Below are 19,916 nucleotides of genomic sequence, written 5' to 3'. Positions count from 1 at the left end.
GGCAGTTCACCTGCCCCGTTTGGTGCGTGGGCCAAAGCCCGGCCGAGACGGGCCCATCACAATCAAAAAACCGGCCATCGCAAGACCGGTCCGGCGTGTATCTGTACCCAAAGCGCCGGGCGGCGTTTCAGCCATCCGTGTCATCGGCTATCCAGCTTGGCCTTGGCGGCCGTCGCCACGGCACCGATCTGTTCGACCTCGGCGCGGAAGCGTGCCTGTTCAGCGTTTGCCGTCTCGGCGATGACCGAGTTGTCTGCATTGGCTTCCTTGACGATGCAGTCGTTGTAGGCTTGCGCCTTTTGCTGCCAGTCTCTCGCCGCCTTGAGACTGCGGTTGTAGGCGTCGACGCTGCGGGAATCGATCTCCGGCGCGGCCGGCCGCGTTCCGCAACTTGCCGGACTCCATTTGCCGTCGGCGAGAGTACCGGCATGGATCTCCAGCGCAACAATCAGCATGACAAGGGCGGCAGTCAGTGTGCGTCGTTTCACGGATTACTCCTGAAGGGAATAGCAAAACCAAAGACTCGGCCAAAGGCAATTTGCCGCAGCCATTCCATATAAGACGTTTGACCGCCCCAAAACCCGTACTCCGGTCACTCATTTTTATTGGTACGGCAAATAGTGAGTCCGTGTGTTCCGCTTTACGCGGGCCGCAGAAGCGCGGGAATCCGTTCGTTGAATTATGCACATAGTGCTGACAAAATTATGTGCATTGAAAATAGGATTTTAATCCCATGAGAACGCATGTCGATTTGGATGAAAACCTGCTTGATCAGGTAGTGCAGTTGGGCCGCTTCCCGACCAAAAAAGCCGCTATCCAAGCCGCTCTGACCGAGTTCGTCAAAACGCTCAAACGCCGGCAACTGCTGGCCTTGCGCGGTCAGATCCCGTGGCAGGGTGACCTCGATCAGTTACGCGCCAGACCGAACCTCGAAGAAGACTGATGCTCGTCGATACCTCGGTTTGGATCGACTATTTCAACGGCCATGCCTCAGCGGAAGCGGATCGGCTGTCGCAGGCGCTAGCCGATGCCGAACCTATCGCGCTTCCGGGTGTAGTATGGACGGAAATCCTGCTCGGCCTGCGCACCGAATCCGAAGCGGTCAAAATTTCCGGTTTGTTGGAAGCGTTCGACTACGTCAAAGAGCCTGCGCAGTCGGATTATATCGAGGCCGCAAGGATTTACCGGGCTTGCCGCGCCAAGGGCTATACCATTCGATCGACGATCGATTGTGTGATCGCGCGACTCTGCCTGCGCGACAACCTGCCACTACTCTGCAAAGATCGCGATTTCCAAGCTATCAGCCAATGTTTTCCCTTGCGCTTGATCGCGATCTGAAAAACGCGACGCAAAATACTGAACGAGACCAAGCCAGAGGCTTAATAGAGTCGACAATCGCAGCCGCTCCGTTCCTCCTATTGCCTTAAGTCTTCGGCCTCTTACCAGCCCCCCTCACAGCCTCCTCGAAGATTCCGGCGATCCGGTCGATGTCGCCCGCGGTCACGATCAGAGGCGGCAGGAAGCGGGCCACGCTTCCCTGACGCCCGCCCAATTCGAGAATCAAGCCGCGATTGAGACATTCCTTTTGAATCCGGCGCGCCAGTTCGCGGCAAGGCGGACGAGCGCCGAGACGATCGGGCTCGGCTCGCGCATCCACGATCTCGGCGCCGATCATCAGGCCCCGTCCCCGCACGTCGCCCACATGAGGCGACTCCCGTTGGATACGGCGCAGATGGGCCATTAAACGCTCGCCCATCGCGTCCGCATGGCGGTCGAGCGTCTGCTCCTTGACGAATCGCAGAGTCGCGGCGCCCGCCGCCATGGCCAATTGGTTGCCTCGAAACGTGCCGGCATGGGCGCCGGGCTCCCAGCGGTCCAGACTTTCGTGGTAGACCGCCACGCTAAGCGGCAGTCCGCCGCCCACCGCTTTCGAAAGCACCAACACATCCGGCAGGATGCCGGCATGCTCGAAGGCATACATCGCTCCCGTGCGACCTACGCCGGTCTGTACTTCGTCGACGATCAAGGGAATCTCCCGTTCGCGGGTGATGCGCCGTATTTCCCGAAGCCACTCGTCCGGCGCCGGAATCACCCCGCCCTCCCCTTGCACGGCTTCCAGGATCATGCCGGCGGGCGGCGCGATGCCGCTGTTGGTGTCGTCCAACAGCCTCTCGATGTAGGCGATGGATGCGCGCCAGGTCGCCTCGCCGCCGAGATTGAACGGGCAGCGATAGGCGTAGGGATAAGGCAGGAAATGCACCTCGGGCATGAGTCCCCCGATCGCCAGCTTGGGCCCGGTCTCGCCGGTCAAGCCCAGCGCGCCGTGGGTCATGCCGTGGTAGGCCCCATGAAAAGCAAGGACCGAACGCCGACGAGTGGCGGTCTTGACCAGCTTGAGCGCCGCTTCGATGGCATCCGCCCCGGACGGCCCGCAGAACTGGATACGGGCGTGGCCGGCGAATTCGTTCGGCAGCGTAGAGAAAAGCTCCTCGACAAAAGCGTCCTTGACCGGCGTCGTCAAATCCAGGGTTTGCCAGGGCACGCCATCGGCCACCGCGCGTTGCACCGCTTCCACCACCACCGGATGATAGTGCCCGAGCGTCAAGGCCCCCGCCCCAGCCAGGCAATCGATATAGCGCCGTCCGTCGGTATCCTCGACATGAATGCCTTCGGCCCGGCGAATGGCGATGGGCAGCTTGCGCGGATAGGTCCGGGCGTTGGATTCGAACGCCGTCTGCCGATCCAGATAATACGCGTTGCCCGAAATATCGTTCCGCCTCGTTCGATTCGATGACGCCAACGATAATCCGTCGGCCCCGGCTAAGGGTTCCTGCGAGGGAAGGTCAATTTTCGGCTCCGCAACAATGTGCGTCATGATGACAACTCCGTTTCAGTTTTATGCGATTCGTTGCCCGAAGCACTTCCGGGCATCTGGTCCCACTGCCATGCGGCACCGGGCATTTCCGCAAATCCTTGCCCCCTCTCTTCCAATCCCACTGAATTCAGTCCTCCACTGGCACCAGATAAAGCCGATGAACGAGATCATCGACTAAAAAAGGCGTAGGAGTTCCTTCCACCCAAGCCGAGTGTTGGTCGTCATAATGTGCCGACAGCGGATGCCCGGATTGGCCTCCCGGCATATGGAAAAGGCCGTTGAGTTCATGACCCGGCGCGACCACCATACGCTCGCTGGCTCCATAGCCGGGCGAGTAAACGCGGACGCATTCGCGGCATCCCGACACGGGAACCGGCGGCATGTCCAGGAAGGTGCCGAGCAATGGAAGCGCGGATGAAAACGGATGGGCGATAGACACGCGATTGACCGCGCCCCAAGTCAGCGATTCCGCGGACTCGCCTCCATACTTAGCAGAGATGTTACGCTCCGACCGTATCAGGAGATCGCGGAGAAAAGCATCCCAATCCGGATAGCGTTCTTTGTGAGGCAACAATTCCGGCAATTTCGCCTCTAGAAGTTGCTGCAAGGGCTCATCGATGGTCGCTCTCTGAAGCCGGAAGCCGGGATCTAGGCTACGACACCTCGTCAGGTAGGGAGAAATAACCTCGTCGAGCAACAAGCGGCGAAATTCCACCAGCAGCGCAAATCCTACCGACCCTTTTTCCGCGGAACCGTCCCACCTTTCCAAGCTCTCCCGCCAACGTTCCCCCGCCTCGCGCGCATCGCCGGGCGGAAGAGACAGGGCAAGCCGTTGATAAAACCGATAGAACTCCACCCGCGTGTCGAGTTGCAGGGTAAGCATATCCCGCTCGTCGAGATTATTGGCCATGGAGAGTTTTTCGGCGATTCGGTGGGCGCGGTGCCCGTGGTCGAAATCATGGCCGATGACATAGGGATAATCGTCATTGAGCATCCGCTGATTGGCGTTGACGATGAAACCGGCTGACGGATTCACCGAGCGTGGCAGCTCTTCGGGCGGAATGTAACCTTTCCAGCCGCGCGAGCCATCTGCCCAAGAGCGGGTAACCGATCCGTCGAAACCGAAGCGTCTCGGGATTTTCCCCGTGTAAGTCCAACCGATGTTGCCTCGGCTATCCGCCGCCATGGCATTCAAGGGCGGACCGCCGCCCCGGTTGAACACGGCCTGGGCGGCAGCGACATCCTCCACCGCATCCAGGTTGAGAAGATGCAGGTCGGTAGCCTCCGGATCCAGGGCGGTCCAGTGTACGGCCACCCGCTTGCCCAGTAGGGGTTCGGGCAGAGCGGGTCCCCAGATGGTTTCCAGTACTTTGAACGTGCGCTCGGTTCCGTCCCGTACCGGCACCGTTTCGATGCGTTCGCCGAAGCGGGCAAATCCCTGAGGCGTGCGATAGCGTCCGGGATCGTCCGGATCGAGTTCCAGTTCCACCAAATCGACGAAATCGCCCTCTATGTTGGTAAAGCCCCAGGCCACCTTACCGTTGGAACCCACCACGACCAGAGGGATTCCCGGCAAGCCAAGACCGGTGAGCTGCACGTCCTCGTAGCGAATTTGCACCCGGTACCATATGTTGGGGACACGTAGCGACAAGTGCATATCATTTGCGAGGATGGCTCGTCCGTCCCAAGTTTTCGAAGGACCGACCACCCAACCGTTCGATCCCTTGGGGGCAGGACCGTCCGTTGCCAAACCGGCGTAGTGTTCTCCAGCATTCCTCAGCAAGGCAGACAAGTCCTCCTTGGGAATCGGAGGGAGCCGAGTCCGAGAGGCTTTGCCGCTTAGAAGTTGGTTGGTGTAGCGATCGACGGCCGGAGAGAAAAACGCATTTACCGCTTTCGGCAGGGCGGCCTCCATGACCGTGGCCATGCGCTCCGCTTCCCCCGTCCATCCCAAGTCCTCTTCCATGGCCAGCACCACCAGCAGGCTGTCCTCGGGCCGCCAAGCGGAAGGCCGATATCCCAACAGCAAGAATTCGAACGGTACGACCGGCATGGACGCCATTCCCTGGTTGATCCCCGCGGCATAAGCCTCCAACACCCGCAACTGATCCTCCGGAAGGCGTTTCACAATAGCTCCGGCCACATGTTCGAAACCCATTACCCGATGCCGATGGTCCGACTCCACCAAATCTTCTCCCATGACCTCGGCCAGCCGTCCCGCCATTTGCCTCCTCAGCAGATCGAGTTGAAACAGGCGGTCGCGAGCGGTCACAAAACCTAACGCATAAAAGGCGTCCTCGCGGGATTTTGCCGAAATCGAGGGAATTCCCTGGCTGTCGAATTCCACCACGACGCCCGATGCAAGCTCAGTAAGCCGGTAAGTCCCCTGCTCGGGGGGCAACGATAGTCGTAGCGAGCAATACCCCGCCAAGCAGCCGGCACCGATCAAAATGACGGCGCCGAAAAACAGGCGATGCGTTACTTTCGTGCTCGTTCGGTTCCACCGCCGTGACGACATTCGGTTCGATAGCTCTGCCGAAACCGCCGATTTTTCTTCCTTGTCTCCAGGGCTCGAGCAACCCATTTCAGGCTCCATGGCCGACCTCTAACATTGTCGTAGTAGGGGCGGCGAAATTTTCGGCTCTCCCATGGCTATCGCTCGCCTCGGCCACCGGCACCTCGAAAAGCTTTCCGTCCCGCAGCTTGAGACAACGATCCGCCAATGAAAAATACGCATCGTCGTGAGTAATCACGATAACCGTCTTTCCGCGGGATTTTAGGGAACCGAGAATCTCTCGGTAGAAAATCCTCTTGAATATCGGATCCTGATCCGCAGCCCATTCATCGAACACATAGAACGGACGATCTTCCAGATAAGCAACCAGAAGTGCGAGCCGTTTTCGCTGCCCTTGCGATAAATTGACCGTAGAAAACTTACCGTCCTTGACGGTGACCTTGTGAGCGAGGTCCAGATGCTTCAGGTATTCCCATATTTTGCTGTTGGATTCCAGATTGTCGAAGCCCAATAGGTTTTCGAACAGGAAAAAGTCGAAAAAAATGGCCGAGAAGTGCTGTCGATAATATTCGAGATTTCCATCGTTTATCGGTTCGCCATCCAACTGTATTTCTCCGCTTTCCGGCCGATATAATCCAACCAATAAAAAAGCTAACGTGGATTTCCCGCTGCCGTTTCCTCCAATAATAAAAACGATTTCACCGGGGTATAGAGTTAGGTCGATAGGGCCGAGTAAGAACTCCACGCGCCCGTCTTCTCCACGATAACAATGCTGGACTTTCGAAAGCTCCAAAATCGGCGTACGCGCTTCGGGATCTCTTCTTGGAAGCAGCCCGTAATCCTGATTTTTGCCGGAAAGCCCTTTCTCCAGAGCGTGAATCTTTCCGGCCGACACCCTGGCTTTCGACAGGATAGGAATAACTTCGAGCAGAAGCTGGAGCGGCATAGCCATGTATAAAATGATCAAACAATAGCCTCGCGCGATCTCGGACGGAATTTCCTGCCACTGAGGCAGAATGAAAAGAATCGTACCGATCACTGCGTAAAACAATCCGTTTCCCCAGTTGATGGCGACCGCATACCACAGCATTGCCAATAGCCTATTCCGACGGCAATTGATAATCGAAGCTTCCACGCAGTCCGACAAAAACGCCCGGCGACGCGGCTGATTGAGCTTTAGCTCCTTGATTCCATCGGTCATGTTCCGAATGTATCTATATACCGAATCCTCGTGCTCGCGGGCGACCACCAGCCATCGATAGGCCCAGTATTGAATCGTCCTAAAACTGAGGACGCCGACGGCCATGGCCCCTAACACGATCCAGAGGATATCCCTCGATAACCAGCCGAGATAACCCAGGCCGCCGAACACCACGGCGATATTGACGCAAATGGAAGGAATTCGGGTGAACGCCTCGGAGACTGCCGCCACATCTTCTGTGAGATTTGCCAAGGCCTTGCCGGGGCCCATTTTCTGAAATTCAGCCAGCGGTAATTCGAGAATTTCTCGACACAGCCTGATTCGTAAATCACGAATCGTATTTTGTCCTAGGAATATGACGACGTATTCCGATACGAGCCTGGCCGCGATAAAACTGCCACACAGTCCGACGAATATCGGCCAATACTCGTCTATAGAAGCAGGGGGCTGCAGTGCGCCATTGATCACGGCGAGCAGTGCGACCCCGCTAAGCCCACTAACCATGCCCGTTAGGGCAGCGATCAAGAGCGCGATCCATGACCGAAACGGAAGAAAGCCGAATAAATCACTCATCGGGTTGTCACATTATCGAGACCGAGCAGGTTCAGTGCGGCGTATTTCGAGCTCGACGCATCGCTGTTTCTTGTGCAAGAACGCATATATAAACTCCCAGTTCATTCTGCCGACACCCCAGACACCGTTGCTATCCGGCCCGATATCGGCTTTCATAATAATCCCGATAGGGGTATCTCCCCTATTTTCAGAGGAGCAAAAATTTCCCAATGAATAAGCTAATAATCTTGTATTGCGATTAGTTTCACAAAGCTCGACTGGTTGCGGACAATGCGAATGATGGCCGATGATCATATCCCACATATTTAATAAGCTGCGGCCGTGCAGCACCTGATGATATTTAGGACGCAATTGCATTTCGTATCCCCAGTGCGGATACAAAATATTGAATTCGGCATCGCCAGCAAAATAATCATCGACCTCATCTATCGTCGCTACGAATTCGCATTTTTGATTCGACCAACGGGTACAACCGACAATATTTACCTTACCGTCAATGAGCACAGACGGTTCATCCCGCCTTCCCACGGTTATAAAGCCATAATCTTGCAGCCGCCGGTAGGATTCGCAAAACCCATCCCAGCCATAATCGCCCGTGTGATTATTGGCACAGGACAGAACCGTGCGCTCAGGTGGAAAAAGCTTGGACAGATGGTCCAAAATCTCCTCGGTGTGAGCCTGGGCCATAAACACCTGCTTGCGGTGGCCGGTAACAATAGTCCCTTCGAAATTACCGACCAGGAAATCCGTATCAGAGAAAAAGCGCCTGATATCCTCCCCGATTCTTAAATCCATTCCTTCGAGGATCATGATATCTCCGATAAAACCCAGCTTTATCCGAGGCATAACGGTATTTATCACGCTGTTATCGGGAACGAATTCTTCGAATGGGCCGTGGCTTCGCGGCGGATTGATCAGGACGTGGTAAATCCACTCCAATCCCTCGACGAGGCTATAAGGCTGGGAAAAATATCGGGGCGGCTTATCGTTATCCCAACCGGGGCACCTTACTGCTACTTTGCGTTTGAGCAGGTCCATCGAACTAATCCGGCGTGTTGTTTCAGGGTGGATGCTTGCAAGTCGCTCAACGAAAGGGCCGTTCCAGAACGCCCGCGTCGACCAGATAATCGAGCGATTTGGCAAACACGCCCTCATCGACCGTCGGCAAGGCGATTCCGGCTTGCCTCAATGCTTCAGCCGTCGTGCCGCATCGATAAGGCACTGAACCATCGTGATGATGTTCTACAAAGGACTCCACCATTCCGGCCATGGTGTGCAAAGGCTGATCGGGCGACCGAGAGGCGAGCGTGGAAAAGGCGCTCATCCATTCCGGGGGTGAAGCCTTTTCAATCCGATACCCATACCTGTCGAGCCAGGCAATAAGATCCGATACCGGTGTCGGATGAGGATTGAAAACGTGATAGGTACGCCCCGGCGAGGAATCGAGGGCGGACAGCCCCACGATGGCGCGGCTGACGAAATCGACGGGTGTCAGCACGAATGACGTCCTATTCGTGGGAAATATCCCGAGATCGAGGCACACCTTAAGAAACCGGCAGTGGAAATCATTCGGATTCCAAGCGCCGGTGCCGCCATGTCCCGTCACGGTGCCCAATCGGTAAACGGTAACCGGCAAGCCGCGGTCGCGCGCGATTCGAATCAGATGCTCGGCCACCAACTTGCTCTGCGAATACCCCATGGTCAAACGGGTATTCAGGCTGGGCAGATCGTCCTCCGAAAATCCTGGCGGCTCGGGCTCGGTTCCGTCGTCGAAAATAGACAACGTCGATACGTAATGAACCGGCTTGACCGTGCCGGTGCAGGCAAGGCGAAGGATCTCCCGCGTACCCGACACGTTGGCGGGTTTCAAAGCCGGATAAGATAAGATCAGGTTGGTCGACGATCCGTTGTGATAGATCACGTCGACTTCATCGCCCAACTCCCGAAACCGCGCCGCCGGCAGTCCGAGAAACGGTTTTGCCAAATCACCGGGCAAAGGCACGATCCGCTGTTTTGCCAAAGGGTTATGGATGGCATAGCGATCGAGGGTTTCTTCGATTTTATTGGCTGCGTCCTCAGCCGAACCGGAACGCACCAGGCAAAAAATCTTTCCTTGAGTTTGCGCCAATAGTTCGTCCAGTAAAAAAGGGCCCACGAACCCGGTAATTCCAGTCAACAACACATTGCGAGGAAGTCCGTTCGGTTTCCCTGGGCGGAAAGCAGGCGTGATGGACGAATCCAGAATCGCTTCCGCGGCCAGATTCACAATGGAAGTTGATGGTTCTTGTTGCTCCGAATTCACGGCATCGCCGAGCGATGCTGCTGCCGAACAAGCCGCGGCGGCATCTTCGAGTATCCCTAAAAGCCTGCCGGCAAGTCGCTCGATGGTTTCCCGCGAATGACAGGCATGGCTGTAGCTCCAATGAACGCGCAATTCACCCGCCACGACCGAGGCATCGATCGACAGGCTGCGCGGCCGCACTCCCGCTGGATCGTTCAGGCGGCAGGCGGGTTCCGGAGCGAGAGAAAACCAAGCGTCGACCGCGGTTCCTTGATCGATTCGGCCAAGGTAGTTAAACCCGATTTGAGGTTCCGGAACGGCTTCCAGCCGGCTGACAAGATCGGGATTCCGATTCAGATAGCGCACGACGCCGTAATCGATGCCGTGGTTCGGGATGACGGCCAGTTGCTCCTTCACCGCTTGGACTATTTCCGGAAAAGCCCGATCGGGCGAAATTTCGAACAAAACCGGAAATAAGGCGGTAAACCAGCCTACGGTGCGCGAGATGTCTACATCGTCAAAAAGGTATTCACGGCCATGGCTTTCCATTTCCAAAAATACCGAGTCGCTTTGCGCCCATTCGGCCAGCACGGCCACTACCGCCGCGAGAAGAACCTCGTTGATCCGCGCGCCATAGGCCAGCGGGGCGTTTTGCAGCAAAACGGACGTTTTCGTCGGGTCCAGCGAAATGGTCACGGTCTCGCCGGTTGCCTCGGAATCGACGCCCCCGGCGAAATCCATCGGCAGTGCAGCGATCCGGCTCCAATCGGTGTTCAGCCAATAGGCGACGTTGCGCTCCGGCATTGCCGTTTGCGCATGATCCGCGAGGCGTTCCGCCCATTGCTTGAAGGCGGTGGTTTTTTTCGGCAACCTCATCTCTCGCGCCGCGAGAGCCTGCCGGTAAAGGGCGCTCATGTCTTCCAAAAGAATGCGCCAACTTACTCCGTCCACCACCAGGTGGTGGATGATGATCAACAAACGGCTGCTCGAATCGCCTCCGCAATCGAACCACACCACCCGAATTAAAGGCCCGTGACGCAAATCGAGGCTGCGCTGCCACCGCGAAGCCTGTTCGGTCAGCGCGGCTTGCCGGCGATCCTCGGCGAGACCCGAAAAATCGACCGAAACGATTTCGACTGCGCCCTCGACATCCTCCGCCAGCACCTGCGTCCAAAGACCGCCGCACTCGCGAAAACGGGTGCGCAAAACATCGTGGTGGTGCAGCAGGTGCCGTATGACGTCTGTCAGTACCGCGGGGACGATCGGCTGTTTTGCCTCCAGCAGAACCGATTGGTTCCAATGATTCGGGTTAGGGAAGGACTGTTCGAAAAACCACCGCTGGATGGGCGTCAAGGGAACTTCTCCCGTAATGATGCCCTGTTCCGCCTGCACGTCCGTGTCGCGGTCCTTTGCTTTCGCCAATGCTTCGATGGTTTGGTATTCGAAGACCTGCCGGGGATGAATGGTCAAGCCGGCCTGCTTCGCCCGATTCACCATCTGCATGCTTAATATGGAATCGCCGCCGATCTCGAAAAAGTTATCCTGGATGCCGACTTTCTCCAGACCCAATACCTGCCCCCAGATAGCGCACAACACGGCCTCGATCTTGGTGCGCGGTGCGACGTAGCGGTCCTCCGATTGATCCCGGACGTCCACTGAAGGTAATGCCTTGCGGTCCAGTTTGCCGTTGGGCGTCAGCGGGAGACGATCGAGAAATACAAAGGCCGACGGAATCATGTAGCTGGGCAACATGTTTTGCAGAAACGCGCGTAACCCGTCGGCGTCGGCCGCGCGTTCGCCTTGCCTTGGCACGAGGTACGCAATCAGGCGCTTGCTTCCCGAAGGGGTTTCGTGATCGGTCACGACCGCTGCTTCGATATCCGGGTGCTTCAGCAACTTGACCTCGATCTCGCTCAACTCTACTCGAAACCCCCTAATCTTGACTTGGTGATCGGCCCTCCCCAAGAACACGATATTGCCGTCGGCGCGGAAATGCGCACGGTCTCCCGTCCGGTAAAGACGAGCCCCGGAGGCATTATCGAAAGGGTTGGGCAAAAAACGTTCGGCGGTCAATGCCGGCTGATTCAAATAGCGGGCGGCAAGACCTTCGCCGCCGATATAAAGCTCGCCGGGTACGCCAACGGGCACCGGATTCAAATAGGCATCCAATAGATATATCCGCGCACCGGGAATGGGGCGGCCGATGGGTATCGAGTCCTCGGAAAATTTCGGCGGGATTTTATATGCGGTGCACCAGACGGTGCCTTCGGTGGGGCCGTATTCGTTATAGAGATCCGCTCCCGGCAGTTGTGCGTAGTGGCGTTCGGCCACTCCCGCCGAGCAAGCTTCTCCGGCGACGATAACCGCCCGCAAGCTATCGAGTTGCCCCGCATCCGCTTGCTCGAGGAGGATATTGTAAAAAGACGGCAGGCCTAACAAATGGGTAATCCGCTCTTTCCTGATCCAATCGACCAGAAACGCCGGAACGGTATGAGTCGAATCATCGGGAATGCACAGTTTTCCGCCTTGGCTCAAGGTCCAGAATATGCCCGCCAAGGAACTGTCGAAGGCAAAGGAAGAAAGCAATAAAAAGCTTTCCACCGGGTTGCGGTAATAGGCAAACCGGGCCTGGGTCGAGTGCAGGACATTGCGATGAGTAATGGCTACGCCCTTGGGTTTTCCCGTGGACCCGGAGGTGTAAATAACGTAGGCCAGGTCGCCGGAATCGATCGTCACCCGCGGATCCGCGACGGGTTGTTCGGCAATCGCTTCCCAATCACAGTCGACGCATGTCGGCGTTATCGATAGATTCGGCAACGCCGCCAGCACCGATTCCCGAGTCAGAAGCAGCGCTGCGCCGGAATCGTCCAGCAGATACGCAATCTCGTCCTTGGGGTATTTCGGATCGATCGGCACATAGGCTCCGCCGGCTTTCAGAACGCCGAGTATCCCGACCACCATTTCCGGCAAGCGACCGATACATAGTGCGACCGTGATTCCGGGTCCTACCCCTTTGCTACGGAGGTAGTGCGCCAGTTGATTGGCCCTGGCGTTAAGCTCCGCGTAAGTCAAAGTCGATCCGTTGCCGCACAGGGCGATTGCTGACGGCACACGCCGCGCCTGATCCTCGAACAGTGCGTGGATGAATCCGTCCGCCGACGTTTCTCCCGAGCGCGCGGGCAGGCCATTCGCACTCTCCGGACCGCCATCCGATAACACGTAGGCGGTTACAGTGCTCCACTCCTCGGTCAGTTGCCGGTTTTCCTCCGGCGTCAGCAGCCGCAATTCGCTGATCCGCGTGTCCGGAGCGTCTGCGATGTGCTCCAGTAATACCCGGAAGTGACTCGCCATGCGGGCGATCGTGCTCTCGTCGAACAAATCGACGTTGTATTCCAGGGATGTGCGCAGACCGTCCGGCTCTTCGGTAACGTGCAGGGTCAAGTCGAACTTTGAAACATGGTTCTCGACCGAGAATGGCGTGATATCCAGTCCGGTTACCCGTATCGAGTCGAACGGCACGTTGTGCAGTACGAACATGACCTGGAATAACGGATTGGAACTCGCATCTCGAATCGGCTTGAGCTTTTTAACCAATAACTCGAAGGGATACTCCTGATGCGGCTGGGTATCCAACATCGTTTCGCGGGTTCGGCCCAGCAAGGCGGTGAATTTCGGATTGCCCGAAAGATCGGTTTGCAGTGCCAATACATTGACGAAAAAACCGATCAGCCCTTCGAGCTCCGCATGGTTGCGGTTGGCTACCGGGGTCCCTACGCAAATATGTTGCTCACCGGTATAGCGATGCAGGAGCACATTGAAGGCGGAAAACAAGAGCGCGAACAAAGTCACGTTCCGCCGGCGGCATAACTGGTTCAGCTTTACGGTGAGTTCCTTGGCCAGAAAAAAGTGGTAGTCGCTCCCGCGATACGTCTGCACCGCCGGCCTCGTCCGATCGGTCGGCAACTCGAAACCGGAATCGGAACCGGATAAATGACGCTCCCAGAACGAAAACATTTTCGCGAGGACATCCGGTTGCAACCGCTGCCGCTGCCAATAAGCGAAGTCGGCGTATTGGATGGGCAACTCGGGTAACGGTGACGGGCGGCCTAGGACATAAGCTTCGTACAGCGTGGCCAGCTCCCGGTATAGAACAGCCGCCGACCAGCCGTCGGTGATAATGTGGGGCATGGTGATGAGGAGAACATGCTCCTGTTCGTCTTGGGTGCCCTCGGCCAAGCGAAAGAGCCTGACGCGCAGCAGCGGGCATTCGGATAAATCAAAAGGCGTTCTCGATTCCCGGTTAAGCAGTTTTCCAAGGTAGTCGCGGCGTTCCGACGGAGATTGTCCGCTCAGATCCTCCACACTGACGGACAAGCTAAGTTCCGGCAGCACTCGCTGGATCGGCTCGGAGTTCGCGATGACAAATTCGGTCCGCAAGGACTCGTGCCGACGGATGATCTCGTTGATGGCTTTTTCCAATGCGTCAACGACTAGCGTTCCCCTAAGCCGAACCGCAATGGAAAAGTTATAGGCGGCGCTGTCCGATTCCAATTGATCGAGGAAGAACAACTGCTGTTGGGAGAAAGACAGAGGCGATGGTCCCTGAGGCCGCTTGGGCATCGTGGATGGTCCAAGCCGACGGGGAATCAGCCGCCCTTGCAGGCGTTCTTGCAAAAGCGCTCGTTTGCTTGCGGATAATGCAGACTTGGATTCGGATAATTCGATCTCGTTTTTCATCCCATTGTCCTTTCCAGACGTTTCTTGAACCCGGCCTCGCTCCGCCTTGCCGCCTTTCGCTTCTGTAGCCAGCGCACGATTCCGCTGACGTAAAGGATCAAGGGCGTGAAACCGATGACACACCATGCGATGCGGCCCGGAAGGCCAATCGCTTCTCCGCTATGCAGGGGCCACATGAGGTTGAGGAATGTCTCGCCGGCGGTAAATTGATTCGGGTCCTGAACCGCCAGCACCTTGCCGGTGTACTGGTCGATCCAGATCTTGGTGCGCGGCCTGAGCCGGTTAGCTTCTCCGGATTGCCTTTTCTCGATGACATAGACGCCATCGGGACCGTCCGGCGTCTGTACTCCACGCAGTTCTGCGCCGGGAAAAACGGAGTCGGCTATTGCCACGGCGTCGGCTATCGAAATCCGGCGCCCACCGGCGGCTGATTCCGATTTAAGTTCGGGGTCCTTTAAATGCTCGGCGCCGATAGGCGAAAAACATCGTATCAACGGCTTTAGATAATCATCGTAACTGAACGAAAACCCGGTAAAAGCCAGTGTGACGAGAACCGTTGCTGCGTAAAAGCCGGTTACTTTATGCAAATCGAAATAAAACCGTTCCGGACTCGCCCTTCGTTTGAAAGTGATCGCGGTTTTCATTTTGTTCCAACGCGGCCACCACAGGTACAAGCCGCTCAACGCGGAAAGCAGCAGGAGCAGGCCGGAGAAACAGACTATGTCAAAACCCAGTTTGCCGGGTTTCGAACCGAGCTTGCCCAAAAGAAAGCTGGCGTGAATCTCGTAAATCAGGGTCGATAAGGATTGCCCCCAAAAGCTCTCCTTAAGAATTTCACCACTGTAAACATCCACCAAAACCCGCAACGGTGCGTAAAATTCATCCATCGTTTCCTCGGGGTTCGGATATATTGCCCACAAATAGGTTTTCCCATACCCAGGCAATACCAAGATCCATTGCCCCTTTCTTTGTGGATGTGCCGCCGTGAGGGTTTGCATGATTTCGTCCAATGAATGTGGTTGCACATCGGATTCGTGATGGGTTTGCGTCGGCAAACCGAGTTCTTCCAATTCTCGGAAGAAAACATTAACCGACCCCGTCAGTCCGAGAACGACGAAAACAAACCCTGCCGCCAAGGCGATAAATAAATGCACCTTGAGCCAGAAAGCGCGAAAACGCCGTCGAAGAGTAAGGTGTCCCGGGTTTCGTTCCATATTCGCGTTCGTGGAATACTTTTTCGTACAGCAATAGGTTTAATCTTTTCTAAAGCGCGACGTCATGACGCCTATCGCGAATTTCGATAGTAAGACCAAAGGACAGCGGCTTATCGTTGAAACCGGTTTTATCGCCAGGCTGTTTTTCGGGTGACAGTCGGATTTGGAAATTTCCGCAAATCATCGCCAAGGCGCTTTTGATAACCAGCATGGCCAAACCTCTTCCCGGACATGAACGCGGCCCCGAGCCGAAACCCAAAAAGGCTTTGCCGTTATGTTTGGAAGATTCCACTTTGGTTTCGCTGCGCCATCGCCGGTGATCAAATACCCTAGCCTGATGAAAATTTTCATCGTCCAGAGCGCAACGCGCGATCAGCAATACCAACGGAGTTCCAGCGGGTATCTCGACATCGTCCATTACCAAATCCGCCTTGGCCTCCACGATCGCGAGGCGGGATACCGACGACGTTCTCATCGTCTCTAAAATAACGGCGTCGATACATTTGAGCTTCTTGATATCTTCAATGTCCTCGATAATGCCGCCATTGCCTAGTACAGCATCGACTTCGTCCTGAATGTCCCTTTGGACCTGGGGGTCTTTGGCAATGCAGAAGAGCACCCGGAGCAGGGTATTCGCTGTAGTGGGTTCGGAGGCCAGGACTATCAACAGAATATTTTCGATGAGTTTTATATTGCGAATATCAGAACCCTTTTCTTTCATGGCTTCTATAAGAAGCCGGACCATGCTCACCGCGTTGCCAGCCCCATTTGTGTCATTTAAAAGGGATCCTTTACGTGCAATGACATTTTTAACGGCTCTGAAGATTTCCCTTATGTCCTCGTCAAAATAATTGTCTTCGGAGAAGCTTTCCAAATGCATTTGCGGCAGTAAGGCATCGATGCGCCTGCCCAAAATAGGGACCAGGTTATGTAAGATATTCTTCGTGACCTCTTGCTCGCCCACTGGCATATCGGCCAGATCGCCGAATACCATCGATGTAAATACCGATATCGAGAAGCCCAAAATCTCCGCTTCCAAATCAATTTTCGAAAGGTTTTCGCCATGAGTGATCCAATGGTTTTTCAAATCTCCGGTAGCCGCCTTGATATATTCGAAATATTGGGCCATATGGCGGGATTCCATGGATGCCGCTATAACTTCCCGTTGACGTTTCCAGCCGTGGTCGTCGGCAGCCTCGATTCCGTCCACTTTCATGGTTTCGAGAACTCTGTTTTTCCTGCTATATGGGCCGAAAAGGTCCGGCCTTTTGCGAAGAATGAAATTGATCTGATTGGCATTCGCGACGACTACTAGCGGCCGGTTCGCAAATTGAACCGTGAAAAGTTTTCCGTACCGGTCCGCTAGCTTCTCGAAGATTTCATGAACCCGGTTGAAGTCAGGCTCCAATACCACCGGGTCCGGATGGCCGGGGAGCGCAGAAATGGTTTTGATACTACACATCACAATCCTCTTTTCCCGGCCGATTGAATCGCCTCTGCTGGTTCACCCCAGATCCACCGGTGTACCTTAAGCCAGACCCTGCACGCGCCTTGAGCGACCGAGACGTCGCGCACCGCTCTGAAGCCCAGCTTCTCTTTCAAGGACGTTTGCAAGGAGGCTCATCGGCATTGCGTGTTCGGGTCGTCTTAGCTATCCAAATACTTGAACATCAAAATTCCACCCGCACCGAACCGATGGCCGTCAGCGGTGCGCCGGGATAAACGCCCAGGCGCGGCGATACATTGATATCCGGATCGGTGGACTCGTAATACGTCTTGTCGAGCAGGTTGCGGATATTGAATTGAGCCGTGACGCGCGTCGGCCCTACCTTCAATCGGTATGCCGCGAAGGCGTCCATCCGCACATAGCCGGGTAATTGGAAGGTATTCTCGACATCGCCTTCCCGTTGCCCCGCCAGTACGCCGCCTAGACCGAAACTCCAACCGTCCGGCGCTTCGTACCCGTTGAGGTCGTATCTGAGCCATAGGCTTGCCGCATGCTCGGGCACATTGTTCAGTCGCTTGCCCTCGTACCCCTTAATCTGGCCATTCAGGGCTCGGTTGTCCTTGGTAATCCGGGCATCGGTGAAGGCATAGCTGCTGATGATGCTCAAGTTGTCGGTAATACGCCCCGCTACGTCCAGTTCGATTCCCTGGCTGCGCTGCTGGCCGATCGCCACGCTGTCGTTGGGATCGGGCGTCGTCAGGTCGGGGGTGAGCAGGTTGTCCTTGGTGATGTGGTAATAAGCCAAGGTAGCGAGCAAACGATCTTCGAACAAAGAGGTCTTGATTCCGGCTTCGAATTGCTCGCCGATTTGAGGATCAAAGGATCTCCCGGTTGCCGATATCCCATTGTTGGCGCCGAGCGAGGTCGTCCAATTACCGTAAACTCCCAGCCACTGCCAAGGCTGGTAGAGAATGCCCACGCGCGGACTGAATCCGTCGTCTTTCCGGATGGTGTCCGGCAGGTTTTTGTCGGCAGCCGAGAAGGAGCTGCCCCGACCTCTACCCGTTTCGATCCAGTCGTAACGGCCTCCCCCCATGATATGCAGCTTGTCCCACAAGGTGATGTGGTCCTGGAAATAAACGCCGTGCCACTCGTCTTTGATCACCGAGCGGTTGTTCTGAAATTCCGTCTCTAATACGGCACTGTCGAATACGGCCTTGTCGATTCCATAACTGGGCGAAGGATTGAATATGTTGATCGCCAGCGCCGGGTCGGGGGTGTCGAAAAAACCCTGGGTGCGGTATTTGGTGAAGGACCGGAAATAGTCGTATCCCACCAGGACGTCGTGGTCGGTTGGACCGATCCGGAACTTGCCGGTCAAATCGAGGTTGGTAGTGTAGCCCTCGCTGTCATAACGCTGGAAAAAGACGTTGCGCTGAAGGATGCCGGTAACGGGATTCAATGCGTTCCCGAACGCCGGTGCAGGGTTGAGAAAGGTTTCGTCGCCATGGCCGAAGTTGGCGAGGAACCGGTTATGGATGGCCCAGTCTTCGTTGAACCGATGGTTGATTTCGGTACCCAGCAACACCCTGGAAATATTGTCCAACGGATCGTTGGGATCGCCGAGGGCACGTCTCACGGGGATATTCGCCGGGCGCTTGCCGATGACAGGGATGCCATAATCGGCCTGGTAGTCCTGATTGAGCCCCTCGATGTTGATCGTTATATCGGTTGCCTCGGTCGGTCGCCACGTGACGCTGGGATAAACCATGATCCTGTCATTGGAGATGAAATCCCGGAACGACTCGTTGTTCTGGTAGGAGCCGGTGAAGCGATACAACAAGGATTTGTCGTCGGTGATCGGGCCGGTAGCGTCCCATTCGGTGCGATAGAAGTCGTACGAGCCGAACCGTTGTTCCAGGGAGTAATAAGGAATGTCGAGCGCCCTCTTGGTCGTGACATGGATCAAGCCGCCGGGCTCCGCGCGTCCGAACAGAACCGACGCCGGCCCCTTGAGCACTTCGACGCTTTGCAGATCGGCCGTATCGAATTCGGAACGGAAACCGCTCGGGACTGCCATTAGGCCGTTGCGGTAGATCAAGGGATTGCGAAATCCGCGAACGATGAAGCCGGTGCCCGCTCCGAGGGAGGATTGCGCTCGAACGCCGCTCACGTTCTCCAGAGCATCCGTAATCCTGGTAGTTTTCTGATCCTCCATCACCGCTCTCGGCACTACTTGAATCGATACCGGCGTCTCGATGATCGGCGTGTCGGTCTTGGTGGCTGGGAAGGATTTGGAAACGGCGTAGTCCTCGTTGTAGGGATCGTTCGGATCGGCCTCCGCTCCCGCACTGACAGTCACTTTCCCGAGCGCGATGGCGTCGGCTGCATCGCCGCCGGATTGAACGGCGATTGGCTTGCGCTCCAGGGTCACCGTCCGTTGGCCGGTGAAACGGGCTTGAACGGGAGCCGCGCTCAGCAGCACTTTCAACGCCTTTTCCGGTGTATAGGCGCCTTTGAGGGGGGCGTTGCGCAGCCCCTCGGCGACATCGCCTTCGTAAAGAACCTGGACGCGGCTCTGCACGGTGAAAGCGGACAGGGCGCGGGGCAAATCTTGCGCCGGAATGTCGAATTGGATCGGCGCTTGAGCGGTCGTCGTGGCCTTGCCGACGGGCTGCGGCTCGGCGCCGACGGAAGCAAGCGGAACATAGGCCGCAAAAGCCGCGGCAATGGCCGTACTCTTGCGGGTAAGGGCACCTGGGCACAGGCCATTCTTCGAACCTGTCTCAACACCATTCCCTCCTTGATGAGCGACAGCTTCTTGTTGTCGATCCTTGTTAATCGACAGGACGTCTTCCCCAGTAAATTTCAAGTTATCGGTCGTTTTCATCGTTATTTTTTCTTTCTGCAGGCTGGTCGAATGACACCTCAGAATCACTCCGCTCCGGGCGAATTCGTGCCGGAATTCAGAGCACAGGAGTTAAGAGGCCTTTGCCGTCCTTGGCTTCTGGACCCCGGCAATCCATGCCGGGGCGACGACTTCAGTAGATGCCTTTACCCACACGGGAAGGTT

11 protein-coding genes are annotated in these 19,916 nt (G+C 56.2%); 2 read left to right on the top strand and 9 right to left on the bottom strand.

All coding sequences use genetic code 11. From position 1 onward, the window contains the following. Positions 1-140 precede the first annotated feature (140 nt). The gene (locus ACWJJK_RS03355; protein WP_434110159.1) at positions 141-488 is read right to left on the bottom strand and encodes a hypothetical protein; all 348 of its coding nucleotides are present in this window, start codon (positions 486-488) and stop codon (positions 141-143) included. 245 nt (positions 489-733) lie between these two features. Here ACWJJK_RS03355 and ACWJJK_RS03350 point away from each other — a divergent pair, with 245 nt between their 5' ends. Beyond that, positions 734-943 (top strand): type II toxin-antitoxin system VapB family antitoxin, encoded by a 210-nt coding sequence (locus ACWJJK_RS03350; protein WP_156880216.1) that lies wholly within the window; start codon positions 734-736, stop codon positions 941-943. Next, complete coding sequence (vapC, locus tag ACWJJK_RS03345; RefSeq protein ID WP_077728413.1) at positions 943-1,338, top strand: type II toxin-antitoxin system VapC family toxin; 396 nt, start codon at positions 943-945, stop codon at positions 1,336-1,338. Before ACWJJK_RS03350 ends, vapC begins: the two co-directional genes overlap by 1 nt. Before the next feature lie 85 nt (positions 1,339-1,423). Here the strand turns inward: vapC and ACWJJK_RS03340 are convergent, their stop codons facing one another. The 8 genes from ACWJJK_RS03340 to ACWJJK_RS03305 form a co-directional block, all read right to left on the bottom strand. Beyond that, positions 1,424-2,875 carry a diaminobutyrate--2-oxoglutarate transaminase gene (locus tag ACWJJK_RS03340; RefSeq protein ID WP_077728414.1) on the bottom strand — a complete coding sequence of 484 codons (1,452 nt, stop codon included), beginning with the start codon at positions 2,873-2,875 and terminating at the stop codon, positions 1,424-1,426. A 127-nt stretch (positions 2,876-3,002) separates the two neighbouring features. After that, positions 3,003-5,459 carry a penicillin acylase family protein gene (locus ACWJJK_RS03335; RefSeq protein ID WP_454128646.1) on the bottom strand — a complete coding sequence of 819 codons (2,457 nt, stop codon included), beginning with the start codon at positions 5,457-5,459 and terminating at the stop codon, positions 3,003-3,005. A 1-nt stretch (position 5,460) separates the two neighbouring features. Then, positions 5,461-7,164, bottom strand: a complete 1,704-nt coding sequence (locus ACWJJK_RS03330) for a cyclic peptide export ABC transporter (RefSeq protein ID WP_454128645.1) — start codon at positions 7,162-7,164, stop codon at positions 5,461-5,463. 12 nt (positions 7,165-7,176) lie between these two features. Next, positions 7,177-8,202, bottom strand: coding sequence for a CapA family protein (locus tag ACWJJK_RS03325; protein ID WP_454128644.1), 1,026 nt, complete (start codon positions 8,200-8,202; stop codon positions 7,177-7,179). A 46-nt stretch (positions 8,203-8,248) separates the two neighbouring features. After that, positions 8,249-14,182 carry an amino acid adenylation domain-containing protein gene (locus ACWJJK_RS03320; RefSeq protein ID WP_454128643.1) on the bottom strand — a complete coding sequence of 1,978 codons (5,934 nt, stop codon included), beginning with the start codon at positions 14,180-14,182 and terminating at the stop codon, positions 8,249-8,251. Then, a complete protein-coding gene (locus ACWJJK_RS03315; RefSeq protein WP_077728419.1) occupies positions 14,179-15,396 on the bottom strand; it encodes a PepSY-associated TM helix domain-containing protein in 1,218 nt (405 codons plus the stop codon). The genes ACWJJK_RS03320 and ACWJJK_RS03315 overlap by 4 nt, the downstream gene beginning before the upstream one ends. 49 nt (positions 15,397-15,445) lie before the next feature. Further along, the gene (locus ACWJJK_RS03310; protein WP_086135180.1) at positions 15,446-16,858 is read right to left on the bottom strand and encodes a cytochrome P450; all 1,413 of its coding nucleotides are present in this window, start codon (positions 16,856-16,858) and stop codon (positions 15,446-15,448) included. A 208-nt stretch (positions 16,859-17,066) separates the two neighbouring features. Continuing rightward, on the bottom strand, positions 17,067-19,733 hold the full coding sequence (locus ACWJJK_RS03305; protein ID WP_454128642.1) for a TonB-dependent siderophore receptor: 2,667 nt from the start codon (positions 19,731-19,733) through the stop codon (positions 17,067-17,069). Positions 19,734-19,916: the final 183 nt, after the last annotated feature.

The organism is Methylocaldum gracile, assembly GCF_053646815.1.
The sequence above is the reverse complement of the archived record's forward strand: the minus strand, read 5'-3'. Positions and strand labels throughout refer to the sequence as shown.

What these genes read in the sequence shown, in the direction of transcription:
- ACWJJK_RS03340 (WP_077728414.1), bottom strand. Translation starts at nt 2,875, where the DNA reads ATGACGCACATTGTTGCGGAGCCGAAAATTGACCTTCCCTCGCAGGAA.
- vapC (WP_077728413.1), top strand. Translation starts at nt 943, where the DNA reads ATGCTCGTCGATACCTCGGTTTGGATCGACTATTTCAACGGCCATGCC.
- ACWJJK_RS03350 (WP_156880216.1), top strand. Translation starts at nt 734, where the DNA reads ATGAGAACGCATGTCGATTTGGATGAAAACCTGCTTGATCAGGTAGTG.
- ACWJJK_RS03325 (WP_454128644.1), bottom strand. Translation starts at nt 8,202, where the DNA reads ATGGACCTGCTCAAACGCAAAGTAGCAGTAAGGTGCCCCGGTTGGGAT.
- ACWJJK_RS03310 (WP_086135180.1), bottom strand. Translation starts at nt 16,858, where the DNA reads ATGTGTAGTATCAAAACCATTTCTGCGCTCCCCGGCCATCCGGACCCG.
- ACWJJK_RS03315 (WP_077728419.1), bottom strand. Translation starts at nt 15,396, where the DNA reads ATGGAACGAAACCCGGGACACCTTACTCTTCGACGGCGTTTTCGCGCT.
- ACWJJK_RS03320 (WP_454128643.1), bottom strand. Translation starts at nt 14,182, where the DNA reads ATGAAAAACGAGATCGAATTATCCGAATCCAAGTCTGCATTATCCGCA.
- ACWJJK_RS03330 (WP_454128645.1), bottom strand. Translation starts at nt 7,164, where the DNA reads ATGAGTGATTTATTCGGCTTTCTTCCGTTTCGGTCATGGATCGCGCTC.
- ACWJJK_RS03335 (WP_454128646.1), bottom strand. Translation starts at nt 5,459, where the DNA reads ATGGGTTGCTCGAGCCCTGGAGACAAGGAAGAAAAATCGGCGGTTTCG.
- ACWJJK_RS03305 (WP_454128642.1), bottom strand. Translation starts at nt 19,733, where the DNA reads ATGAAAACGACCGATAACTTGAAATTTACTGGGGAAGACGTCCTGTCG.